Source organism: uncultured Mediterranea sp., assembly GCF_902493215.1.
In the GTDB taxonomy this organism is placed as follows: Bacteria; Bacteroidota; Bacteroidia; order Bacteroidales; family Bacteroidaceae; genus Bacteroides.
The window spans coordinates 31,636-51,724 of the sequence record NZ_CABUOL010000008.1; the positions used below are offsets into that span (position 1 = coordinate 31,636).

Annotated in this window: 16 protein-coding genes; 5 read left to right on the plus strand and 11 right to left on the minus strand. The window is 53.4% G+C overall.

All coding sequences use genetic code 11. The annotated features are described in order from the left end of the window. The first annotated feature begins 19 nt into the window (after positions 1 to 19). Positions 20 to 463 carry a hypothetical protein gene (locus tag RDO88_RS06710; RefSeq protein WP_307758641.1) on the plus strand — a complete coding sequence of 148 codons (444 nt, stop codon included), beginning with the start codon at positions 20 to 22 and terminating at the stop codon, positions 461 to 463. Positions 464 to 676: 213 nt separating this feature from the next. Here the strand turns inward: RDO88_RS06710 and RDO88_RS06715 are convergent, their stop codons facing one another. Both RDO88_RS06715 and RDO88_RS06720 read right to left on the minus strand, forming a co-directional pair. After that, a complete protein-coding gene (locus tag RDO88_RS06715; RefSeq protein ID WP_307758642.1) occupies positions 677 to 2,314 on the minus strand; it encodes a BNR-repeat neuraminidase N-terminal domain-containing protein in 1,638 nt (545 codons plus the stop codon). Positions 2,315 to 2,463: 149 nt separating this feature from the next. After that, entirely contained in the window at positions 2,464 to 5,148 is a 2,685-nt protein-coding gene (locus tag RDO88_RS06720; protein ID WP_307758643.1) for a valine--tRNA ligase, read from the minus strand. A gap of 370 nt (positions 5,149 to 5,518) precedes the next feature. Here RDO88_RS06720 and RDO88_RS06725 point away from each other — a divergent pair, with 370 nt between their 5' ends. Beyond that, positions 5,519 to 6,541 (plus strand): DUF3810 family protein, encoded by a 1,023-nt coding sequence (locus RDO88_RS06725; RefSeq protein ID WP_307758732.1) that lies wholly within the window; start codon positions 5,519 to 5,521, stop codon positions 6,539 to 6,541. A 43-nt stretch (positions 6,542 to 6,584) separates the two neighbouring features. After that, positions 6,585 to 7,379: a nucleoside triphosphate pyrophosphohydrolase gene (gene mazG / locus RDO88_RS06730; protein WP_307758644.1), complete on the plus strand. Its 795-nt coding sequence runs from the start codon at positions 6,585 to 6,587 to the stop codon at positions 7,377 to 7,379. Between the two features lie 97 nt (positions 7,380 to 7,476). Here the strand turns inward: mazG and RDO88_RS06735 are convergent, their stop codons facing one another. The 7 genes from RDO88_RS06735 to RDO88_RS06765 form a co-directional block, all read right to left on the minus strand. Next, positions 7,477 to 7,956, minus strand: coding sequence for a hypothetical protein (locus RDO88_RS06735; RefSeq protein WP_307758645.1), 480 nt, complete (start codon positions 7,954 to 7,956; stop codon positions 7,477 to 7,479). Between the two features lie 24 nt (positions 7,957 to 7,980). Beyond that, complete coding sequence (locus RDO88_RS06740) at positions 7,981 to 8,352, minus strand: hypothetical protein (RefSeq protein WP_307758646.1); 372 nt, start codon at positions 8,350 to 8,352, stop codon at positions 7,981 to 7,983. A gap of 48 nt (positions 8,353 to 8,400) precedes the next feature. Further along, positions 8,401 to 8,955, minus strand: coding sequence for a sigma-70 family RNA polymerase sigma factor (locus RDO88_RS06745; RefSeq protein WP_307758647.1), 555 nt, complete (start codon positions 8,953 to 8,955; stop codon positions 8,401 to 8,403). Positions 8,956 to 9,009: 54 nt separating this feature from the next. Next, positions 9,010 to 9,924 carry a ribonuclease Z gene (locus RDO88_RS06750; protein WP_307758648.1) on the minus strand — a complete coding sequence of 305 codons (915 nt, stop codon included), beginning with the start codon at positions 9,922 to 9,924 and terminating at the stop codon, positions 9,010 to 9,012. A gap of 116 nt (positions 9,925 to 10,040) precedes the next feature. Continuing rightward, complete coding sequence (gene rpsA, locus RDO88_RS06755; RefSeq protein WP_307758649.1) at positions 10,041 to 11,831, minus strand: 30S ribosomal protein S1; 1,791 nt, start codon at positions 11,829 to 11,831, stop codon at positions 10,041 to 10,043. Positions 11,832 to 12,049: 218 nt separating this feature from the next. Next, positions 12,050 to 12,751, minus strand: coding sequence for an SIMPL domain-containing protein (locus RDO88_RS06760; RefSeq protein ID WP_307758650.1), 702 nt, complete (start codon positions 12,749 to 12,751; stop codon positions 12,050 to 12,052). A 94-nt stretch (positions 12,752 to 12,845) separates the two neighbouring features. Continuing rightward, positions 12,846 to 14,990 (minus strand): DUF5686 family protein, encoded by a 2,145-nt coding sequence (locus tag RDO88_RS06765; protein ID WP_374043917.1) that lies wholly within the window; start codon positions 14,988 to 14,990, stop codon positions 12,846 to 12,848. A gap of 279 nt (positions 14,991 to 15,269) precedes the next feature. Here RDO88_RS06765 and RDO88_RS06770 point away from each other — a divergent pair, with 279 nt between their 5' ends. Then, a complete protein-coding gene (locus tag RDO88_RS06770) occupies positions 15,270 to 17,459 on the plus strand; it encodes a glutamine synthetase III (protein WP_307758652.1) in 2,190 nt (729 codons plus the stop codon). Between the two features lie 201 nt (positions 17,460 to 17,660). Further along, the gene (locus RDO88_RS06775; RefSeq protein ID WP_307758653.1) at positions 17,661 to 18,362 is read left to right on the plus strand and encodes a cyclic nucleotide-binding domain-containing protein; all 702 of its coding nucleotides are present in this window, start codon (positions 17,661 to 17,663) and stop codon (positions 18,360 to 18,362) included. A 92-nt stretch (positions 18,363 to 18,454) separates the two neighbouring features. Here RDO88_RS06775 and trxB read toward each other — a convergent pair whose 3' ends face one another. Then, complete coding sequence (trxB, locus tag RDO88_RS06780) at positions 18,455 to 19,390, minus strand: thioredoxin-disulfide reductase (protein WP_307758654.1); 936 nt, start codon at positions 19,388 to 19,390, stop codon at positions 18,455 to 18,457. Positions 19,391 to 19,433: 43 nt separating this feature from the next. Continuing rightward, positions 19,434 to 20,057, minus strand: coding sequence for a LolA-like putative outer membrane lipoprotein chaperone (locus RDO88_RS06785; RefSeq protein WP_307758655.1), 624 nt, complete (start codon positions 20,055 to 20,057; stop codon positions 19,434 to 19,436). Positions 20,058 to 20,089 lie beyond the last annotated feature (32 nt).

A 20,089-nucleotide genomic window follows, 5' to 3' on the forward strand; every position in this document is an offset into this window, starting at 1 on the left:
AATAACAGAATTTTGTATTATGAAACTGAGTCAATCATCCTTGTCCCAACTTGGAAACGCCATAAAAAAGGCTGTCAGCAAATATAATTGTGCCTGCGAGCAAACAATTGTAACCGATATACACTTGCAGGCCAACCCCAACTCGGGTGAATTGTCTATCTTCAACGATGAAGACGAAGAGCTGGCCAATACAGTCATCGAAGAATGGACCGCCTACGACGGCAACGATTTCAATGAAAACACCGAACGTATTTTATCAAGCCTTTTGAACGAAATGAAAAGTGCCGGTGATTTTGATAAAATGACTATCTTGAAACCTTTCTCGTTCGTATTGGTAGATGAAGAGAAAGAAACGCTTGCCGAACTTCTTCTAATGGACGACGATACTTTATTGGTAAACGACGAATTGCTGAAAGGACTGGACGAGGAATTGGATGAATTTCTGAAGAAACTGTTGGAATAAACTTTTCTATATACTCTAAACAATACTCCCCTTCTTTTTTCTGGTAAAAGCCAGTAAAAATGAAGGGGAGTTCTTTTATACAGGAATCACGAAATCTCAAATCATCCAACAAGTCATACAGGCCATTGACATCTTTTTCCTGATGATTACGCCCTCAGGCTGTGTATTAGAGCAAACTTGCCCCTTACCGCCCTTACGTGTAAACTCCTTACGTTATTTAAGAATATCTTCCAACTTAACGGCCTGGAACAAGATATGAGCCGTACTGCTTTCATAAAGAATACCGACAGTCTCGCGGTCGATCATCGTCAAGCAGGAATAGCCCCAGCTACCACCTTCGTCCAGCATCAGGCGGTTCTCGGGAAGCCATGTCAACCCGTTATCCAAACTGGCCTTGATGGTCATACGGTGGCGATTCTTTGGACTGTCGGGGTTGGAGAACAACAGAATAGGTTTACCAGTTACATTGTCTTCGGCCGCTACATGCAACAAGCTCGCCATACAAACAGGCTCTACCAATGCCTTGCGCGAAGACGGATGTTCTTCCCAAGTAGCCCCAAAGTCACGGGTCACAGCCACGGCTCGACTCCCTCCCCGATTGTCGCGCATGTTCAGCATCAGCACGCCCGGCTCCACTTCGGCCACCTGCGACTCAGTCGTATTGCTACGGGCCGGCTGGCTGATGTGCCACGTCTTGCCATGGTCCTTGCTATAGATGATGCAGGCACAAGGAATACGGTCGGCACCAATGAACTGCCCGGCAAAGACCAATGTACCATCTATCATCGAAATACCACGCCCAGGTCCCTGAAGCAGGAAATACCATTCGGGAGACTTCACCTGGCTGGTGATGTTGATAGGTTCGGACCACGTCTTGCCATCGTCATCACTCTTCACCAGCATCAGCTGGGCGGTCTGTTCCAACGTCATACCCTGTCCCGAATTGTTCCAAGCACGCGCGTTGCCCATGCCGTGTGTCCAAGCCGCCATTATCCAGATGATACCAGTCTGCTTGTCCACCAGAATAGCCGGATCGCCCACACCGTTCTGCGCTTTGGGCAGTCCACCATATTCGCCGAAGCTCATGGGAATCTGCATCTTCTCCCACGTCTGCCCGCCGTCGGTACTGCGGCTAAGGCCAATTTCGATGTATTCCTGGAGGTCCACACTACTATTGTGGCGCACGTCGTAGACGGCCAGCAGCGTCCCCTTGTTACTGGTCACCAAGCCTGGAATACGATAAGCAGCTACTCCGTCGTCGCCCGCCTGACGGACTCCATAGCCCATTCTGTGGACACGCGGACCGTTGACCAGTTTCAGCGGAGCTGTCTGTCCATCAATTTCAACCGATGATACAGACGCCGAAAACTTGGTCAGCAACGATGCCTGCAGTTTCATCTGCAAACTTACCCAAAAATAATTGATACCCGGATAGAGCGACTGATTGACATTGAACACTACCTGACGGCCCGGCGAACGGACTTCACTCTTCAGAATAGAGTAAGAAGGATTGGCCGCACGGGTCTGTCCTACGGTATAGGCCGACACATAGGCCACGGGAGCATATCCGCCCTTATCGCTACGTTCCACGCACTCCGTACCGCCATAGAACAGCTTGACAGCTTCTATCTGGGTTAAATCGACTTCTGCTCCCAAGTCAAGGGATACCCGATCGAGCTTCTTACCTTCGCCATTGTCGATGCGCAGATGGAACAACTCGTTATCCTGACGGTCTATCAGAACTGGAATATTGGTCTCACGGATGAATACAGTGTCTGTAACGGAGGCTACTGCCTGCCATGTGGGGCAACACAACGCTGCCAGCAACAGAAAAGAAGTGATCTTTCTCATTATACATTCGTTTTTAAGATTAAAAAAACAAACGCCGGGTCCTGCTTTCCTTAGACAGAAAGCCGCACCCGACGTTCCTATATTTGTTAGTGATGAACTACGAATGACGAGCGACAAGCCATAGAGCTTGTAGCTCGTCAATCACTACTTCACGCTTTCTTCAGCGCAGCGATGCTTTCCTTCAACGACTTGATGATGCTTTCGGCATCGGCCTGCTTCTTGCGCTCCAGCTCGATGACGGCAGCGGGAGCGTTGTTCACAAACTTCTCGTTGCTGAGCTTCTTCAGTACGCCTTGCAGGAAACCTTCCTTGTGCTTCAGCTCGGCTTCCATACGGGCAATCTCGGCTTCCACGTCGATCATGTTGCCCAGAGGTACGGCATACTCCGTCGTACCTACCATGAAGGCAGCAGCTCCGTCGGCCTTGGCCTCGACCACGGCGATGGACGAAAGGTTGCACATCTTCGTGATGACGGCGTTGAAGGCAGCTACAGGGTTTTCGCCCACAGCCTGCAAATCCAGCGCTTCCTTCTGAGCAATGTTCTTCTGCAAGCGGATGGAGCGGACGTTGCTGATGATTTCCTTCACTACCTCGAACTGCTGCACGATAGCCTCGTCCACCTTGCCCGGAGCTAGCATGGGGCTCACCATCAGGCTCTCGCCGTCCTTGCGGTCCACGATGTGCTGCCACAGCTCTTCGGTGATGAAGGGCATGAACGGATGGAGCAGGTGGAGCAGGTTATCGAAGAAGCCGATGGTCGTGTCGTAAACGGCCTTGCTGATGGGCTGGCCGTAAGCTGGCTTGATCATCTCCAGGTACCAGCTGGAGAACTCGTCCCAGAAGAGCTTGTAGACAGCCATCAGGGCTTCGCTCAGGCGGTACTTGCTGAAGAGGTCGGCCACTTCGGCGGCTACGGCGTTCTGCTTCGACTCGAACCACTTCATGGCCAGGGCGGCTGCTTCGGGCACTTCGACCTCGGCGCTCACTTCCCAGCCCTTGACGAGGCGGAAGGCGTTCCATATCTTGTTGTTGAAGTTACGGCCTTGCTCGCACAGGGCGTCGTCGAAGAGGATATCGTTGCCGGCAGGAGCCGAAAGCATCATACCCATGCGCACACCGTCGGCACCATAGCGTTCGATGAGGTCGAGCGGATCGGGCGAGTTGCCCAGCGACTTGGACATCTTACGTCCCAGCTTGTCGCGCACGATACCTGTGAAGTACACGTTGCGGAAAGGCATGTCGCCCATGTATTCGTATCCAGCCATAATCATGCGGGCCACCCAGAAGAAGATGATGTCCGGGCCTGTCACCAGGTCGCTCGTCGGATAGTAGTATTTGATTTCCTCGTTGCCGGGGTTGTTGATGCCGTCGAACAGGGAGATGGGCCACAGCCAGGAAGAGAACCACGTGTCGAGGCAGTCTTCGTCCTGACGCAGGTCTTCCAGCTTCAGGTCGGCCTTGCCGGTCTTCTCTTTGGCCAGTTCGAGGGCCTTCTCGGGCGTCTCGGCCACCACGTATCCGCCTTCGGGCAGGAAGTAAGCAGGGATGCGGTGTCCCCACCACAGCTGGCGGCTGATGCACCAGTCCTTGATGTTCTCCAGCCAGTTCTTGTACGTGTTCTTGTACTTGGCGGGATAGAACTTCAGTTCGTCGTTCATGACGGGCGGCAGAGCCATGTCGGCAAAGTGCTGCATCTTGAGGAACCACTGCATGGAGAGCTTCGGCTCGATGGCCACGTTGGTACGCTCGGAGAAGCCCACCTTGTTGGTGTAGGCCTCCACCTTCTCCAGCAGGCCGGCGGCGGCAAGGTCTTTCTCAATCTGCTCGCGCACGTCGAAGCGGTCCATGCCTACATAGAGGCCGGCGGCTTCGCTCAGGGTACCGTTGTCGTTGAAGATGTCGATGCTCGGCAGGTTATATTTCTCGCCCAGCATGTAGTCGTTCACGTCGTGGGCAGGCGTCACCTTCAAGCAACCTGTACCGAACTCTACATCCACGTAGTCGTCCTGAATGACGGGGATGACACGACCTACGAGGGGCACGATGACTTTCTTGCCCTTCAGCCACTGGTTCTTGGGGTCGGCAGGATTGATACACATGGCCGTATCGCCCATGATGGTCTCAGGGCGGGTCGTGGCAACTACAGCGTAGCGACGGCCCTGGGCATCGCGGTGAACCACTTCACCCTCGGCGCCGGTCTCGCCCGACATGTCGTCGTCAGCCACGTAGTATTTCAGGTAGTAGAGCTTGCTGTGCTCTTCCTTATAAATCACTTCCTCGTCGCTCAAGGCGGTCAGCGCCTTGGGGTCCCAGTTCACCATGCGCACGCCGCGGTAGATGAGTCCCTTGTTATACAGGTCGACAAACACCTTGATGACGCTCTCGCTGCGCTTCTCGTCCATGGTGAAGGCCGTGCGGTCCCAGTCGCACGAAGCGCCCAGCTTGCGGAGCTGCTTCAGGATGATGCCGCCGTGTTCGTCGGTCCATTCCCAGGCATGCTTCAGGAACTCCTCGCGCGTCAGGTCGGTCTTCTTGATGCCCTGCGCAGCCAGTTTGTTCACCACCTTGGCTTCGGTGGCGATGGAAGCATGGTCGGTACCCGGCACCCAGCAGGCGTTCTTGCCTTCCATGCGGGCGCGGCGCACCAGGATATCTTGAATGGTATTATTAAGCATGTGTCCCATGTGGAGCACGCCGGTGACGTTGGGGGGCGGGATGACGACGGTGTACGGTTGACGGCCATCGGGTTTCGAACTGAACAGTTTGTGGTCCAGCCAATACTGGTACCACTTTCCCTCTACGTCGGCGGGATTGTACTTACTTGCTAATTCCATTTCTCTTTAAGTCTATAAAATTAAAATTGTTTGCGATTATGGGCACAAAATTAGTAATTTATTGCTTTCCATCGGCAAAAGCAACGAAAAGATTTGTCTATCTTTGCGCAAAGACGACGGTTTTGCTCCGGTTCAAGCGGAGTGTACCGTCAGTTCAAAGGCTTTAAACTCTCAGTTTAAACGGAGTAAACTGACAGTTTAAGCGCATTAAACTGACAGTTTATCGCTATTAAACTGGCAGTTTATTTTTGATAAACTAAAATAAACTGATAGTATGCTGACATTCAATACTCTAAGAAAAACGGCAAAAGAGGGCGACAGGACTGTACGCCCTTGGTGGAAGCGTCTGAAGAAACGCCACCTTCTACTGATGACACTGATACTTATCGTGTGGCTCGTGCAACTCCTGCCCGCCGCGGGAGCCTGCTACGCCCGATACATTTACCCCAGCATAGCCCGCGTGCTGACCGCCGTGTCCAACCTCATCCTCTTCGCCGTGGGCGACCTCTTCATTGCCCTCAGCATCGCCTGGCTTGTTGTCTGGCCTTTTTACGCCCGCCTCCGCCGCAAGAAGCCCTGGCGGCGCATCGCTGGTCGCGAGGTGGAGTTCCTCTGCTGGATATACGTCTGGTTCTACCTGGCCTGGGGCCTGAACTACTCGCAACCCAACTTCTACCAGCGGACGGGCATCGCCTACACGGCTTATACGCCCGAAAACTTCGCCCGCTTTACGGACGACTACATCGAGCGGCTGAACGCTTCGTACACCCCTATCGACAGCATCGACACCGACATGGTACGCAACGAAGTGGTACGCGGCTATCGTGCCATCAGCCCTGCGCTGGGTGTGCTCCCGCCCACGACCGACCACCCGCGGGCCAAGACGATGCTCTTCACCCCGCTCATCTCGATGGTGGGCGTCACGGGCAGTATGGGGCCTTTCTTCTGCGAGTTCACCCTGAACGGCGACCTGCTGCCTGCCGACTATCCCGCCACCTATGCCCACGAACTGGCCCACCGCCTGGGCATCACCAGCGAGGCGGAGGCCAACTTCTATGCCTATCAGGTATGCACCCGCTCCAGCGTACCCGCCCTGCGCTTCAGCGGCTACTACTCCATCCTCTTCCACGTGTTGGGCAACGCCCGCCGCCTGATGGACGAGGCTGCTTACCAGGCACTCGTAGAGAGCATCCGCCCCGAAATCATCCAATTGGCCAAAGACCATCAAGCCTATTGGTCGGCCAAGTACAGCCCGTTGGTAGGTGCCGTGCAGGATTGGATCTACGACCTCTACCTGAAAGGCAACAAGATAGACAGCGGCCGCCAGAATTACTCCGAGGTGGTGGGGTTGCTCATCTCATACGAAACGGCACGAAGCGCACAAAATCCATAAAATCTTTGTACCTTTGCGAAAAAGAATTTTAAACTGAAGAACCATGCAACATACCCGTAAAGAACAGATGGAAGCCTTCGGACGCTTCCTTGACATCCTCGACGAACTGCGCGAGAAATGTCCCTGGGACCGCAAGCAAACCAACGAAAGCCTGCGTCCCAACACCATCGAAGAAACCTACGAACTGTGCGACGCCCTGATGCGCGACGACAAGCAGGACATCTGCAAGGAGCTGGGCGACGTCCTGCTGCACGTGGCCTTCTATGCCAAGATAGGCAGCGAGACGGGCGACTTCGACATCAAGGACGTATGCGACCGCCTGTGCGAGAAGCTCATCTTCCGCCATCCACACGTCTTCGGCAACGAAAAGGCCGAAACGGCTGCCCAGGTTGTGGAGAACTGGGAGCAACTGAAACTGAAGGAAAAAGGTGGAAACAAAAGTGTATTGGCAGGCGTACCCGCTGCCCTGCCCTCGCTCATTAAGGCCTACCGCATACAGGACAAGGCCCGCAACGTAGGCTTCGACTGGGAAGAGCGCGAACAGGTGTGGGACAAGGTGAAGGAAGAAATCCAGGAGTTTCAGGCCGAAGTGGCCAACATGGACAAGCAGAAAGCCGAAGAAGAATTCGGCGACGTGCTGTTCAGCCTCATCAACGCCGCCCGCCTCTACAAGATCAACCCCGACAATGCACTGGAACACACCAACCAGAAATTCATCCGCCGCTTCAACTACCTCGAGGCACATACCATCAAGGAAGGCCGCAACCTGCATGACATGACGCTGGCCGAAATGGACGCCATCTGGGAAGAAGCCAAGAAACTGGAAAAAGAAGAATAAAAACAAAGTCTCCCAACGTCGATTCATTCATCCAACGTCGGGAGACTTTACCTCTTGAAAACTGAAAATAGTAGCTCTGTTTATGTGGGAAACGTTTTCACCTCTTGGGAGGTGCAGGACGTTTCCCTTTATTATTCTCGTCCTTGCCATGCATGCCCTTCAGCAATTCGCGATGGAAACGCATCTCGGCACGCTGTATCAGATAAATTTTCTTGTTGGGAAGAATCTTCTGGAACTTCTTCATATAGCTCCGCTCCAACTCACTGGAAGCTACTCGCGCATCATACACACCATCGAGAATCTCACCATATTGGCTTTCCGACATATTCTCATCCTTGCCTTGACGCAGCAGTTTCCATGCCTTGTCGTTCAGCTGCTGCTTGCGGTCCTGCAACTCAAAATACAAGGGGAAGAACTTGGCAGCCTCCTCACGGGTCAGCTTGGCTTTCTCTGTCAGAAATGCCTGCTGCCTGGCACGAAACTCATCCTTCGTCAACCGCTGGCATACACCGTCGCCCGCCCATACTGAAAGCATCAGGCCGAACAAGGCAATCATTAAAACGCTCAATTTTTTCATTGTCATTCTTTACTAAAACATTGATTATTCTGCACTTTCATCGCTCAGATAGACATACAGCGAATAGTCGTCCATCATCGTATTGTCTATGGCTGTACTGATATACTCCAACTCGGTATCTGTATCATCGACAGCTACCTGTTGCTGTACCTCGGGCACTTTTTCATTTACCGGCGAAGCGACCCGTATGATCAAGGCGGCTCCTATAAACATGGCAGCCATGTAGAGCCACGGCCTCACTCTTTCCCACGTAGTGGGTTCGCGACGGATATCGGTCTTTTCTTTCTCTGGAAGACGGCTCATCAAGTCTGAAGTGAAACTCTCGAAATATCCTTCCGGCACACGGAAAGGATTCTCCGTACCAATTTTCTTCAGCAAATTATCTTCTTCTTTCATAAGCTTTTCTCCTTTCATTTAGATTAGACTATGGTTAGTGTCAAAGGTTTAAAGTTCATCATCAAAAAACTTCTCGATTTTTTTCACGGCATGATAGTAGGAAGCCTTCAGCGCTCCGACCGACGTACCAAAGATTTCGGACATCTCTTCGTACTTCATTTCCTGATAATACTTCAGGTTGAATACCATCCGCTGCTTCTCGGGCAGGGTCAAAAGGGCTTTCTGCAACTTGGCCTGTATCTTGTCGCCCGAAAAATAGGGGTCGCTTTCCAGCTTCTGCAACACATCCGCCTCAGGATCGTCCAACGACACGGTCGACATTGCCCGCTGCTTGCTCAAGAACGTCAGACACTCGTTCAGGGCAATGCGGTAGAGCCAGGTAGACAACTTGGCGTCTCCCCGAAAATAATCAATGCTTGTCCATGCCTTGACGAAGGTATTCTGGAGCAGGTCATTGGCATCCTCATGCGAATACACCATGCGGCGTATCTGCCAGTACAGCTGCTCGCTATACTGCGCCACAATCATCTCGAAGCCGCGCCGCTGTGTCTTCTCGTCCTGCAACAAGGCTAACACTTCGCGCTCATTATAGGAAGTATTCATATACTTTTATTCGCATTTGTAGAATTTAGACGTCCAAAGATACAAAAAGTTTAATTAAATAGGAACACAAAGCGTTTCTTTCGCCAACAAGGTTTGAGGAAAAACAGCACGGGCCTGCTCCAGCAGAAGATTTTCATCTTCGTATCGGGCAGAAAAATGCCCGATGAGCAAACGCTTCACGCCTGCCTCGCGGGCAATGGCAGCCGCCTGCGAAGCGGTGGTATGGAAGGTTTCTTTGGCACGAGGGGCATCGTCGTCGACAAAGGTGGCTTCGTGAAACAAGAGGTCGGCTCCACGCACCTGCTCCACAACCGATGCCAGCGGGAGGGTGTCCGAACAATAAGCATAGCTGCGTGGAGGGTCGGACGGACGCGTCAGTCGGCTGTTGGGAATCACTTCGCCGTCGGGCGTCATATAGTCGGCTCCGTTCTTGATGCGATTGAGCTCGAAGACTGGTATCTGATAGAAGTCAATCATTTCGCGGATGATGTGGTTGGGGCGCGGCTTCTCGGCAAACAGAAAGCCGCAGGTGGGCATGCGATGCCGCAAGGGGATGGTAGTCACCGTCAGCGAACGGTCCTCGTAAACCAGCGATGCCTCGCGGGTGTCGAAGGCATGAAACACCACCCGATAGGTCATCTGATGGTTGAAGAACTCGAGCATGGGTGTCAGCAATTCCTCCAATCCCTGAGGCGAATGAATGTGGAGCTCGGCCGTACGCCCCAACAGGTTCAGGGTAGAGACCAGCCCAAGCAGGCCGAAGCAATGGTCGCCATGCAGATGGGAAATGAAGATGTGGTTCAGACGCGAGAACTTCAGGCGCGACTTGCGGAACTGCAGTTGCGCTCCTTCGCCGCAATCGATCATGAACAACTTGTCGCGCACGTTGAGTATCTGCGACGTCGGGAAATGGCGGGTGGTAGGCAGGGCCGAACCACACCCCAGGATATGTAACTCAAATTTCTCCATAACGACGCAAATTTAGGCATAAATCGCGATTCATGTTGCCTGACAGGCACAAAAAAAGAGAGTGCAACCCGCAGACGGGTGCACTCTCTCCCTATTGAAGTTGAATCAGAAATAAATTATTTCTTCTTACCTTCCAGTTGCTCCTTCAAAGCAGCCAATGCGTCGATGTCGCCCAGCGTAGTGGAAGCAGCCTGATTCTGAATCATCGGAGTTTCTTCCTTCTTGCTGTTAGACTTCTTGGCAGCCTTCTTTTCTGCTCTTTCTTCTGCCTTGGCAGCATCTTCGAAAATGCGGCTGTGAGACAGGATGATACGCTTAGCGTCCTTGTTGAATTCGATCACCTTGAACGGCAGTTTCTCATCGAGCTGAGCCTGAGAACCGTCTTTCTTAACGAGGTGCTTCGGAGTTGCGAAACCTTCTACACCGTAAGGCAGAGCTACTACAGCGCCCTTATCCAGCATTTCGATGATAGTACCTTCGTGTACAGAACCTACAGTGAATACAGTTTCGAATACATCCCAAGGATTCTCTTCCAGCTGCTTGTGACCGAGGCTCAAACGACGGTTTTCCTTGTCGATTTCCAGTACCTGAACTTCGATGTCGGCACCAATCTGAGTGAATTCAGAAGGATGTTTAACCTTCTTAGTCCAAGACAGGTCAGAGATGTGAATCAAGCCGTCAACACCTTCTTCGATTTCTACGAATACACCGAAGTTAGTGAAGTTGCGTACTTTAGCAACGTGCTTGCTGCCTACAGGATACTTCTCTTCGATAGTTTCCCATGGATCCGGTTTCAGCTGCTTGATACCCAATGACATCTTACGCTCTTCGCGGTCCAGAGTCAGAACAACAGCTTCTACTTCGTCGCCCACCTTCATGAAGTCCTGAGCAGAACGCAGGTGCTGGCTCCAAGACATTTCAGATACGTGGATCAGACCTTCTACACCCGGAGCGATTTCGACGAATGCACCGTAGTCGGCCATAACGACAACTTTGCCCTTCACGTGGTCGCCCACCTTGAGGTTCGGATCGAGAGCATCCCAAGGATGCGGAGTGAGCTGCTTCAGACCCAGAGCGATACGCTTCTTCTCGTCGTCGAAGTCGAGGATAACAACGTTCAGCTTCTGGTCGAGCTCTACTACTTCGTGCGGATCGCTTACGCGGCCCCAAGACAGGTCGGTGATGTGGATCAGACCGTCTACGCCACCCAAGTCGATGAACACACCGTAAGATGTGATATTCTTGACAACACCCTCGAGTACCTGACCCTTCTCGAGTTTGCTGATGATTTCCTTCTTCTGCTGTTCCAACTCAGCCTCGATGAGGGCCTTGTGAGAAACAACGACGTTCTTGAATTCCTGGTTGATCTTGACAACCTTGAATTCCATTGTCTTGCCAACGAATACATCATAGTCGCGGATAGGCTTAACGTCGATTTGAGAACCCGGCAAGAAGGCTTCGATGCCGAATACGTCTACGATCATACCACCCTTTGTGCGGCACTTGATGTAACCCTTGATAATTTCTTCGTTTTCCAAAGCAGCGTTTACGCGATCCCAAGAACGGGTAGCACGAGCTTTGCGGTGAGACAGAACGAGCTGTCCTTTCTTGTCTTCCTGATTTTCGATGTATACTTCTACAGTATCACCTACCTTCAGGTCGGGATTGTAACGGAATTCACTCATCGGAATGATACCGTCTGATTTGTAACCGATGTTCACAACTACTTCACGCTTGTTCATTGCGATTACGGTACCGTCAACAACCTCACGGTCGTTAACCTTGTTCAGCGTATTGTCATACGCCTTTTCCATGTCCTCGTGGCTAACAGTGGAAGTTGTTTCGCCATTCTCATACGCATCCCAGTTGAAGTCTTCAACCGGAGCTACTTTTTCAAATTTTTCCATTAATAAATAAGTTGTTTTTAATAATTAATTAAGTGAGACTTTATGTTGACTCAATAAATCGGGCGCAAAGATAGGACTATTTTCTTGAACGACAAAACGTTCGGTCCTAAAAAATACAGGCAGCGAGGCACCCTGTACGCACAAAGTGCCATTCCGCCGCCGCAAAGCAATGCTTTGGCAGCAGGAAATGGCACTTTTATGCTACAGAAAACAGTGTTTTAGTTTTTCAGATAGTAGGTGACCGTCGTCACTACGCGCACACTCTTTATATAAGGTGTATTGCTGTCGCGGTCGCTGATGGTGAACTGCCCCTGCGTAGCGTTTCGGATTTTACCCAGCTTGCTGTCCGAATCCTTGGCAAACTTTTCGGCGGCCGCACGGGCGTTCTTCGTGGCTTCCTCAATCATCTGCGGCTTGATGGTGTTCAGCCCTGTAAACTCGTAGGACACGTTGTAGCGGTAGTCGCCGCCCGCAATGGCAATGCCCTGCTTCAACAGCTCGGCCTGCTCGGTCATCAGCTTGCGCACGTTGTCCACGTTCTTCGAGGTGACGGTGATGACCGACGTGGCATTGTATCGGTAGTTCACGTTCTGATTGGCATAGCGTTCGGCTTCCATGTCGATGATTTCGGGCGGGGCTATGCTGATTTCGGCATCGCTGACACCATTGTTCTTCAGGAAAGCGACGATGGCCGCATTCTTCTTGGCTATATTGGCGTAGATGACGGCAGGGTCGTTGCCGATGTCCTTGTGCACCAAGGGCCACACCACCTTATCGGCAGGTACTTCCATCTCGGCCAGACCTTTCACGGTAACGACACGTTCTCTGTCTCTAAAGTCATTGATACCGCCCCTCAGCATCCAGCCGAGCAACAGCAGACCTACTGCTACGATAGCGGCTTCCAGTCTCCAATTTTTCATGTACATTTGTTTTTAAAAGGTTTATCTGCAAATGAATGGAATAAAGCTGTCAACTGCAAGGAGTTTCGGATAAAAGATGTTAACCCTCCGCCTTTTAACGGTTGAACAGCTCGAAGGTGAACTTGCAGCCTATCTCCTGATACTTCCAGTTGGCAAAGCTGGCAAAGACGCCGAAGTCGAAGATATGGGTGCCGATGCCATAACCCACTTCCACATAGGGCATGAGGTGGGGCACCAGCAGGGTGTTCAGGTAAAGGCGTTCGTTCAGCACATACTGGGTATACTTCATCAGGTGGCGCAGCAGCAGGAAGGGAGACTCATAGGTGACGTGGGCACGCAGATACTCGCGCGAAGAGTTGTACCAGCGGCCGTCGAGCAGCTGAAAGACGCCGCCTATTTCATCGTTCCACCCCACAGGCAGGTTGGAGCGGGTAAAGTTGGCAAAATCCACAAAGTACAGTTCTTCCTGATTGGTGAACTTTCCCCACCCCACGCGATAGTAGAGGTCGCGCATGAGGCCCAAGGGGATGTTGTGCTGCAAATCCACTTCCACCCGTTCGTACGTACCCGAACCCTTCAGCACCCCGCTGATGCCCCGCTCCCAATCGACCATCAGCGTGGGATATTTCGAGTGGAGATTGATTTTTCGGTCGCCATTCATGTAGTAGTACTGCCCTGGTGTCCATCGCAGGGATACGCGTGGGGCAAAACTGCTGTACGTGTGGCGGAATTTCTTCAAGATGTCAGGCGTCAGCACAGGCGGATAAGGACTCTCGCCGATGGCCCTCGTCTGCGGATTTTTGGCTACCAGGTCGCCACCGTCGGGCAGGAGCAGCCTGAAGTTGGACTTCTCGACCTCCGTACGCCGATGGAGAGACAAACCAATGTCCAGCGTCAATCCGTTGACTACCTCCCAGCTGTGCGTCACTCTGAAATACAGGTCCTTGAAATAATCCAGATGAATCTGGTCGAAATCGAACAGGCTGTCGGGCATCGCCTTCAGTTCGTCCAGCACGTCACTGCTATAGATGCGGTTTCCGCTACCCATATCAACATGTATCGACGCACGTTTTCGCGGCCAGTAATCCAAATCGCCGCTCATCGACCAGTAGAACTCCTTCCGCGTAAAGTTATATCCGATGCGGGGAGCGATGTGCAGAAAGCGGTCGCCCGAAAACAGGCGGTTGTAGCGGAAGTCCTGCCTGTAAGAAATACCGTTGGAGTGGCTGTAGCTCAACAGAAGCGGATTGAGAATGGGCGAACAGCGCACACTCCCCACATTGGCCAGGTCGAGCGTATAGCGGCTCACCAGCGCATCGCCTACCGTCCCCCAAAACTCCAGACGCTTGTTGCGGGGCTTCTTCTGCTGCTTCCCCACCGTATCGCGATACAAGAAGTAAGAGCGGTACAACGAGTCTTCATGCCCCGTCAGCGCCAGCGGGCGCAAGGTGTTGAAGACAGCCGTATCCCTCACACAAGCACTCGTGTCGCACCTCAGCGTATAGGAGGCCGACAGGTCATAAGGGTCTTTGTCGGACTTTCTCCGCACGGCAGACGGATTGTGCTGCCTGATGTCCTTGTACTTCAACGAGGCCGTATAGCTGCCGTCGATGACATTGCCCACCATCTTAAACGTCACGTCGAAATCTGAAAGCAAAGGAAGAAACTCGTCCGCCGCCCCCACTTCGCCCATCCTGACGTGATTGTTGAAACGCAGAATCTCAGAGCGGCCCGAAAAGCGTATCTCGCGGATGCTCCACACATTGTCGCTCACCACCATATATCCGCCCACCAGCTGGAAGCTTTTACTCTTGGGTATAAAGCGGATGACGTATTGCAGGTCGTGCGGCCGTCCCTGGATGGTGTCAATGCGATAGTCGTAATACTTCTTGGCATTGGGAGCTACGGGCGACAGAAGCTTGTCGTAGAGCAACGTCGGCGAGTAGACATTCAGGCGGAAATATTGCGGCAGCTGTCCGTTCAGGTCCCACAACTCGCTGGCCGTCCCCATAGTGGCCGTCACCTTCTGGTCGTAGATGTCGGGAGCCGTAAAACTCAGTTCATTGTAGGTTTCCATCAGATATTCCTTCTCGCCCTTGCGGATGCGGAACATTGTAGGAATAAAACGCAACAGCTTGTTCTGCTTCTTGATATGGATATGTCCCTTGATATACAGCTCCGCATTGTAGCTGTCCACGATGCGTTCGTACAGCGGTGCGAAAAAAATCACCTTGTCCATGATGGAGTCGGCCGATATGGAGCGCCCTCCATATCGGTAGGGAGCATATTCTGCCCGTCCCTTCTCTGGAAAGAAAAGCAGCAGAAAAACACTCAGTCCTATCAATATCAATCGTACCAATTTGTCACACATCTTGTCGCGACAAATATAGCAAAGGTTCGGCAAAAGAAACAAGCCCAGTCGATTTTTTTACCGAAGCACCTCCCATATTCTATCAAATATAGAAAAAAACATGTATTTTTGCAGGCAAATTAAACAACTAGTAAAGAAGAGTCTGATATGTCTAAAATGCGTTTTTTCGCTTTACAGGAACTTGCCAACCGCAAGCCGTTGGAAGTCAACCCTCCCTCCGAAAAGCTGTCCGACTACTACGGCAGCCACGTATTCGACCGTAAGAAAATGCAGGAGTATCTGCCCAAGGAAGCCTACAAGGCCGTGACAGATGCCATCGAAAAGGGTACCCCCATCAGCCGCGAAATGGCCGACCTCATTGCCAACGGCATGAAGAGCTGGGCCAAGTCGCTGAACGTCACCCACTACACCCACTGGTTCCAGCCACTGACCGACGGCACCGCCGAGAAGCACGACGGCTTCATCGAGTTCAGCGAGGACGGCGACGTCATCGAGCGCTTCTCGGGCAAGCTGCTCATCCAGCAGGAACCCGATGCCTCCAGCTTCCCCAACGGCGGCATCCGCAACACCTTCGAGGCACGCGGCTACACGGCATGGGATGTTTCCTCACCCGCTTTCGTGGTAGACACCACCCTCTGTATCCCCACCATCTTCATCGCCTACACGGGCGAAGCGCTCGACTACAAGACGCCTCTGCTGAAGGCGCTCAATGCCGTCGACAAGGCCGCTACCGAGGTGTGCCAGCTGTTCGACAAGAACATCAGCCGCGTCTATGCCAACCTCGGATGGGAACAGGAATACTTCCTCGTTGACCTGGCCCTCTACAACGCCCGCCCCGACCTCTGCCTGACGGGCCGTACCCTGATGGGCCACTCCTCGGCCAAGGACCAGCAGCTCGAAGACCACTACTTCGGCTCCATCCCGCCGCGCGTCACCGCCTTCATGAAGGAGCTGGAGATTGAATGCCACAAGCTGGGCATCCCCGTCAAGACACGCCACAATGAGGTGGCCCCCAACCAGTTCGAGCTGGCTCCCATCTTCGAGAACGTCAACCTGGCCAACGACCACAACCAGCTGGTCATGGACCTGATGAAGCGCATCGCACGCAAGCACAACTTTGCCGTCCTGCTCCACGAAAAGCCCTACAATGGCGTCAACGGAAGCGGCAAGCACAACAACTGGTCGCTCTGCACCGACACGGGCATCAACCTCTTCGGCCCTGGCAAGAACCCCAAGGGCAACATGCTGTTCCTCACCTTCCTGGTCAATGTACTGATGATGGTATACAAGAACCAGGACCTGCTGCGCGCCTCCATCGCCAGCGCAGGCAACAGCTACCGTCTGGGTGCCAACGAAGCGCCGCCCGCCATCCTGTCCATCTTCCTGGGCCGCCAGCTCTCGTCCATCCTCGATGAAATTGCCCAGCAGGTGAGCCACAGCAAGATGACGGCCGAAGAAAAGACCACCCTCAAGCTGGGCATCGGACGTATCCCTGAAATCCTGCTCGACACCACCGACCGCAACCGCACGTCGCCCTTCGCCTTCACCGGCAACCGCTTCGAGTTCCGCGCGGCAGGTTCGTCGGCCAACTGTGCCGCTGCCATGATTGCCATCAACGCCGCCATGGCCAACCAGCTGAACGAATTCAAGGCCTCGGTCGACAAAGCCATGGAAGAAGGCGCCACCAAGGATGAAGCCATCTTCCGCACCCTCAAGGAAATGATCATCGCTTCCGAGCCCATCCGCTTCGAAGGCGACGGCTACTCGGAAGAGTGGAAGCAGGAGGCTGCCCGCCGCGGCCTGACCAACATCTGCCACGTGCCCGAAGCGCTGATGCACTACGTGGACGACCAGTCACGCTCGGTCTTCATCGGCGAACGCATCTTCAACGAGACGGAGCTGAACAGCCGCCTCGAAGTAGAGCTCGAGAAGTTCACCATGAAGGTACAGATCGAGAGCCGCGTATTGGGCGACCTGGCCATCAACCACATCGTCCCCACGGCCGTCAGCTACCAGAACCGCCTGCTGGAGAACCTGCGCGGCTTGCGCGAAACGTTCACGCCCGAAGAGTATGAAGAGCTCAGCGCCGACCGCAAAGAGCTTATCCGCGAAATATCTCGCCGCGTGACGGCCATCAAGATGCAGGTACGCCAGATGACAGAAGCCCGCAAGGTGGCCAACCACATGGACAACTACAAGGACAAGGCCTTCGCTTACGAAGAGACAGTGCGCCCCTACCTCGAAAGCATCCGCGACCACATCGACCACCTCGAGATGGAAGTGGACGACGAGATATGGCCCCTGCCCAAGTATCGCGAGCTGTTGTTCACGAAATAAATTTTAGCGGTGAACGGTTAGTGGTGAGCGGTGAGCAGGTCATGCGGGTGGTCACTCACCACTAACCACTAACCGCTAACCACTAACCACTCACCGCCAACCCCTATTTTCCCTTCCAAACAGCACATTTTTTCTGCAAAAGTGTGTTTTTTAAAATTTTCTTATTACATTTGTGCTATATAACACAGTTTTGCAGCATTCATGGTAAAAGTAAACTTATCAGATATCAAAGTTCCGGAGCTTATCGCCGACATGTGGTCTCCGCTGAACGAAGAGCAGCGGGAGTATCTCTCCAACCATTTTACACTTCAAAACTACAAGAAGAATGAAGTGATCCATTGTGAAGGCGAGACCCCCACGCATCTGATGTGCCTGCTGAGCGGAAAAGTCAAGATCTACAAGGACGGTGTGGGCGGACGCAGCCAGATTATCCGCATGATTAAACCCGTCGAATACTTCGGCTACCGGGCCTACTTCTCGGGCGAAGACTATATCACGGCCGCTGCCGCCTTCGAACCCTCGGTCATCTGTCAGATTCCCATGAATGTCATCACCAACCTCGTGACGCAAAACAACGGCCTGGCCATGTTCTTCATCAAGCAGCTGTCCAAAGACCTGGGCATTGCCGACGAACGTACGGTGAACCTCACCCAGAAGCACATCCGCGGCCGCCTGGCCGAATCGCTCCTGTTCCTCAAGGAAAGTTACGGACTGGAGGAAGACGGTTCTACCCTCAGCATCTACCTCTCGCGCGAGGACCTGGCCAACCTCTCGAACATGACGACTTCGAACGCCATCCGAACGCTCTCCCAATTTGCCGCCGAACGACTCATCACCATCGACGGACGAAAAATCAAAATCATCGAAGAAGAAAAGCTGAAGAAGATCAGCAAGATTGGATAAAAAACGGTTAGCGGTTAACGGTTAGTGGTTAGTATGCCATGCGGAGGTTGCTAACCACTAACCACTAACCGCTAACCGCTCACCACTAACCGCTACTTTTGCAAGTACCGTTCCGCCTCAATAGCCGCCATACAACCGCTGGCAGCTGCCGTGATGGCCTGGCGATAGTGCGGGTCGGCCACGTCGCCTGCGGCAAACACACCCGGCACCTTCGTGCGAGGCGTACCCGGCTCGGTCAGGATGTAGCCCACCTCGTCGGTATCCAGGTAAGGCTTGAAGATGTCCGAATTGGGCTTGTGACCGATGGCCAGGAAGAAACCGTCGATGGCCACGTCGTAGCGCTCCTCGTCGGCCTCGCCCATGCGCTTCACCAGATGCACACCTTCCACACCGTTCTCGCCAAAGAGGCCCACGGCATTGTGCTCGAACAGCACCTCGATTTTCTCGTTGTTCATCACGCGCTCCTGCATTACCTTCGACGCACGCAGATAGGGCTTGCGTACGATGAGGTACACCTTGCTGGCAAGGCTGGCCAGGTAGGAAGCCTCTTCGCAAGCCGTGTCGCCACCGCCCACAACGGCCACCACCTTCTTGCGGTAGAAGAAGCCGTCGCACGTGGCACAGGCACTCACACCCATGCCGGCATATTTCTTCTCGTCCTCCAGGCCCAGATACTTGGCCGTGGCGCCTGTGGCGATGATGATGGTTTCGGCTTCGATCACCTTCTCGTCGTCGATTGTTATCTTGTAGGGCTTCGCGCTGAGGTCGGCCGCCGTAGCCACGCCATAGCGGATGTCGGCTCCAAAACGTTCAGCCTGCTTGCGCAAGTCTTCCATCAGTTCAGGGCCGCCGATGCCGGCAGGATAGCCGGGGAAGTTTTCCACTTCGGTGGTTGTAGTCAGCTGTCCGCCCAGTTGCAGACCGGCATATACCACAGGAGCCAGGTTGGCGCGTCCTGCATAGATGGCGGCTGTATAGCCGGCAGGGCCCGACCCGATGATGAGGCATTTCACTTTTTCTGTTTCCATACTGTGTTTACTGTTTTTTATGTTCAATTCAAGTTTCGCTTGTTTATCTCAAGTCTATCACCTCCGCCGTCGGATAGGCGCGCTTGTCGAAGGTGAAGAGCGTATCGTCGTATTTCTGCCCCGTCTGATAGGAGCGCACCAGCACGACGGCTGCCTCGCGGTCGCCCCTGCGGACAAGGCTCAGCTTCGAGGGGCGCAACGTCTGTTTGTCCACATAGAGTATCAGGCATTGCAGCTCGCTGCCCCGACGGGTGGCGGTCATCACCACCTTGTGGAGGCGCGGGTCGGCCTGCTCGCCCATCTTCAGCGTGTAGCCGTTCTTGTAGACGGCCAGCCAGGCATAAGGGTTGATGCTCTGCAACTCTTCGGCCGTGGGTTCGGAGACGTTCACCTCGTCGCTGTTCTCCAGATAGGTCCATTGCGTCCGCCCGTCAAACCACGTCGTGATGCCTTCGGTGTCGAGGCGGAACTTCTCGCCCTTGAGGCGGATGCGTCCCTCGGACAAGCCTTCGGGCGCGCGCACTTCGAAGGCTATCTCCACTCCCTCCGCCTGGCGGAAGGTGTCGGCCACGCGGTCGAGCAGTTGGCGGGCCTCGTTATTTTCTTGTGCGGCGGCTGCCTGCCCCATGCAAAGGGCAACAAGCAGACAAAGTATTTTGTTCAGCATTCCTTTCTATAATTGAAAATTGAAAATTGAGA

Bases quoted from the DNA above. Each gene is read 5' to 3' on its own strand.
- RDO88_RS06710 (WP_307758641.1), top strand. From the start codon at position 20: ATGAAACTGAGTCAATCATCCTTGTCCCAACTTGGAAACGCCATAAAA.
- RDO88_RS06715 (WP_307758642.1), bottom strand. From the start codon at position 2,314: ATGAGAAAGATCACTTCTTTTCTGTTGCTGGCAGCGTTGTGTTGCCCC.
- RDO88_RS06720 (WP_307758643.1), bottom strand. From the start codon at position 5,148: ATGGAATTAGCAAGTAAGTACAATCCCGCCGACGTAGAGGGAAAGTGG.
- RDO88_RS06725 (WP_307758732.1), top strand. From the start codon at position 5,519: ATGACACTGATACTTATCGTGTGGCTCGTGCAACTCCTGCCCGCCGCG.
- mazG (WP_307758644.1), top strand. From the start codon at position 6,585: ATGCAACATACCCGTAAAGAACAGATGGAAGCCTTCGGACGCTTCCTT.
- RDO88_RS06735 (WP_307758645.1), bottom strand. From the start codon at position 7,956: ATGAAAAAATTGAGCGTTTTAATGATTGCCTTGTTCGGCCTGATGCTT.
- RDO88_RS06740 (WP_307758646.1), bottom strand. From the start codon at position 8,352: ATGAAAGAAGAAGATAATTTGCTGAAGAAAATTGGTACGGAGAATCCT.
- RDO88_RS06745 (WP_307758647.1), bottom strand. From the start codon at position 8,955: ATGAATACTTCCTATAATGAGCGCGAAGTGTTAGCCTTGTTGCAGGAC.
- RDO88_RS06750 (WP_307758648.1), bottom strand. From the start codon at position 9,924: ATGGAGAAATTTGAGTTACATATCCTGGGGTGTGGTTCGGCCCTGCCT.
- rpsA (WP_307758649.1), bottom strand. From the start codon at position 11,831: ATGGAAAAATTTGAAAAAGTAGCTCCGGTTGAAGACTTCAACTGGGAT.
- RDO88_RS06760 (WP_307758650.1), bottom strand. From the start codon at position 12,751: ATGAAAAATTGGAGACTGGAAGCCGCTATCGTAGCAGTAGGTCTGCTG.
- RDO88_RS06765 (WP_374043917.1), bottom strand. From the start codon at position 14,990: ATGGACAAGGTGATTTTTTTCGCACCGCTGTACGAACGCATCGTGGAC.
- RDO88_RS06770 (WP_307758652.1), top strand. From the start codon at position 15,270: ATGTCTAAAATGCGTTTTTTCGCTTTACAGGAACTTGCCAACCGCAAG.
- RDO88_RS06775 (WP_307758653.1), top strand. From the start codon at position 17,661: ATGGTAAAAGTAAACTTATCAGATATCAAAGTTCCGGAGCTTATCGCC.
- trxB (WP_307758654.1), bottom strand. From the start codon at position 19,390: ATGGAAACAGAAAAAGTGAAATGCCTCATCATCGGGTCGGGCCCTGCC.
- RDO88_RS06785 (WP_307758655.1), bottom strand. From the start codon at position 20,057: ATGCTGAACAAAATACTTTGTCTGCTTGTTGCCCTTTGCATGGGGCAG.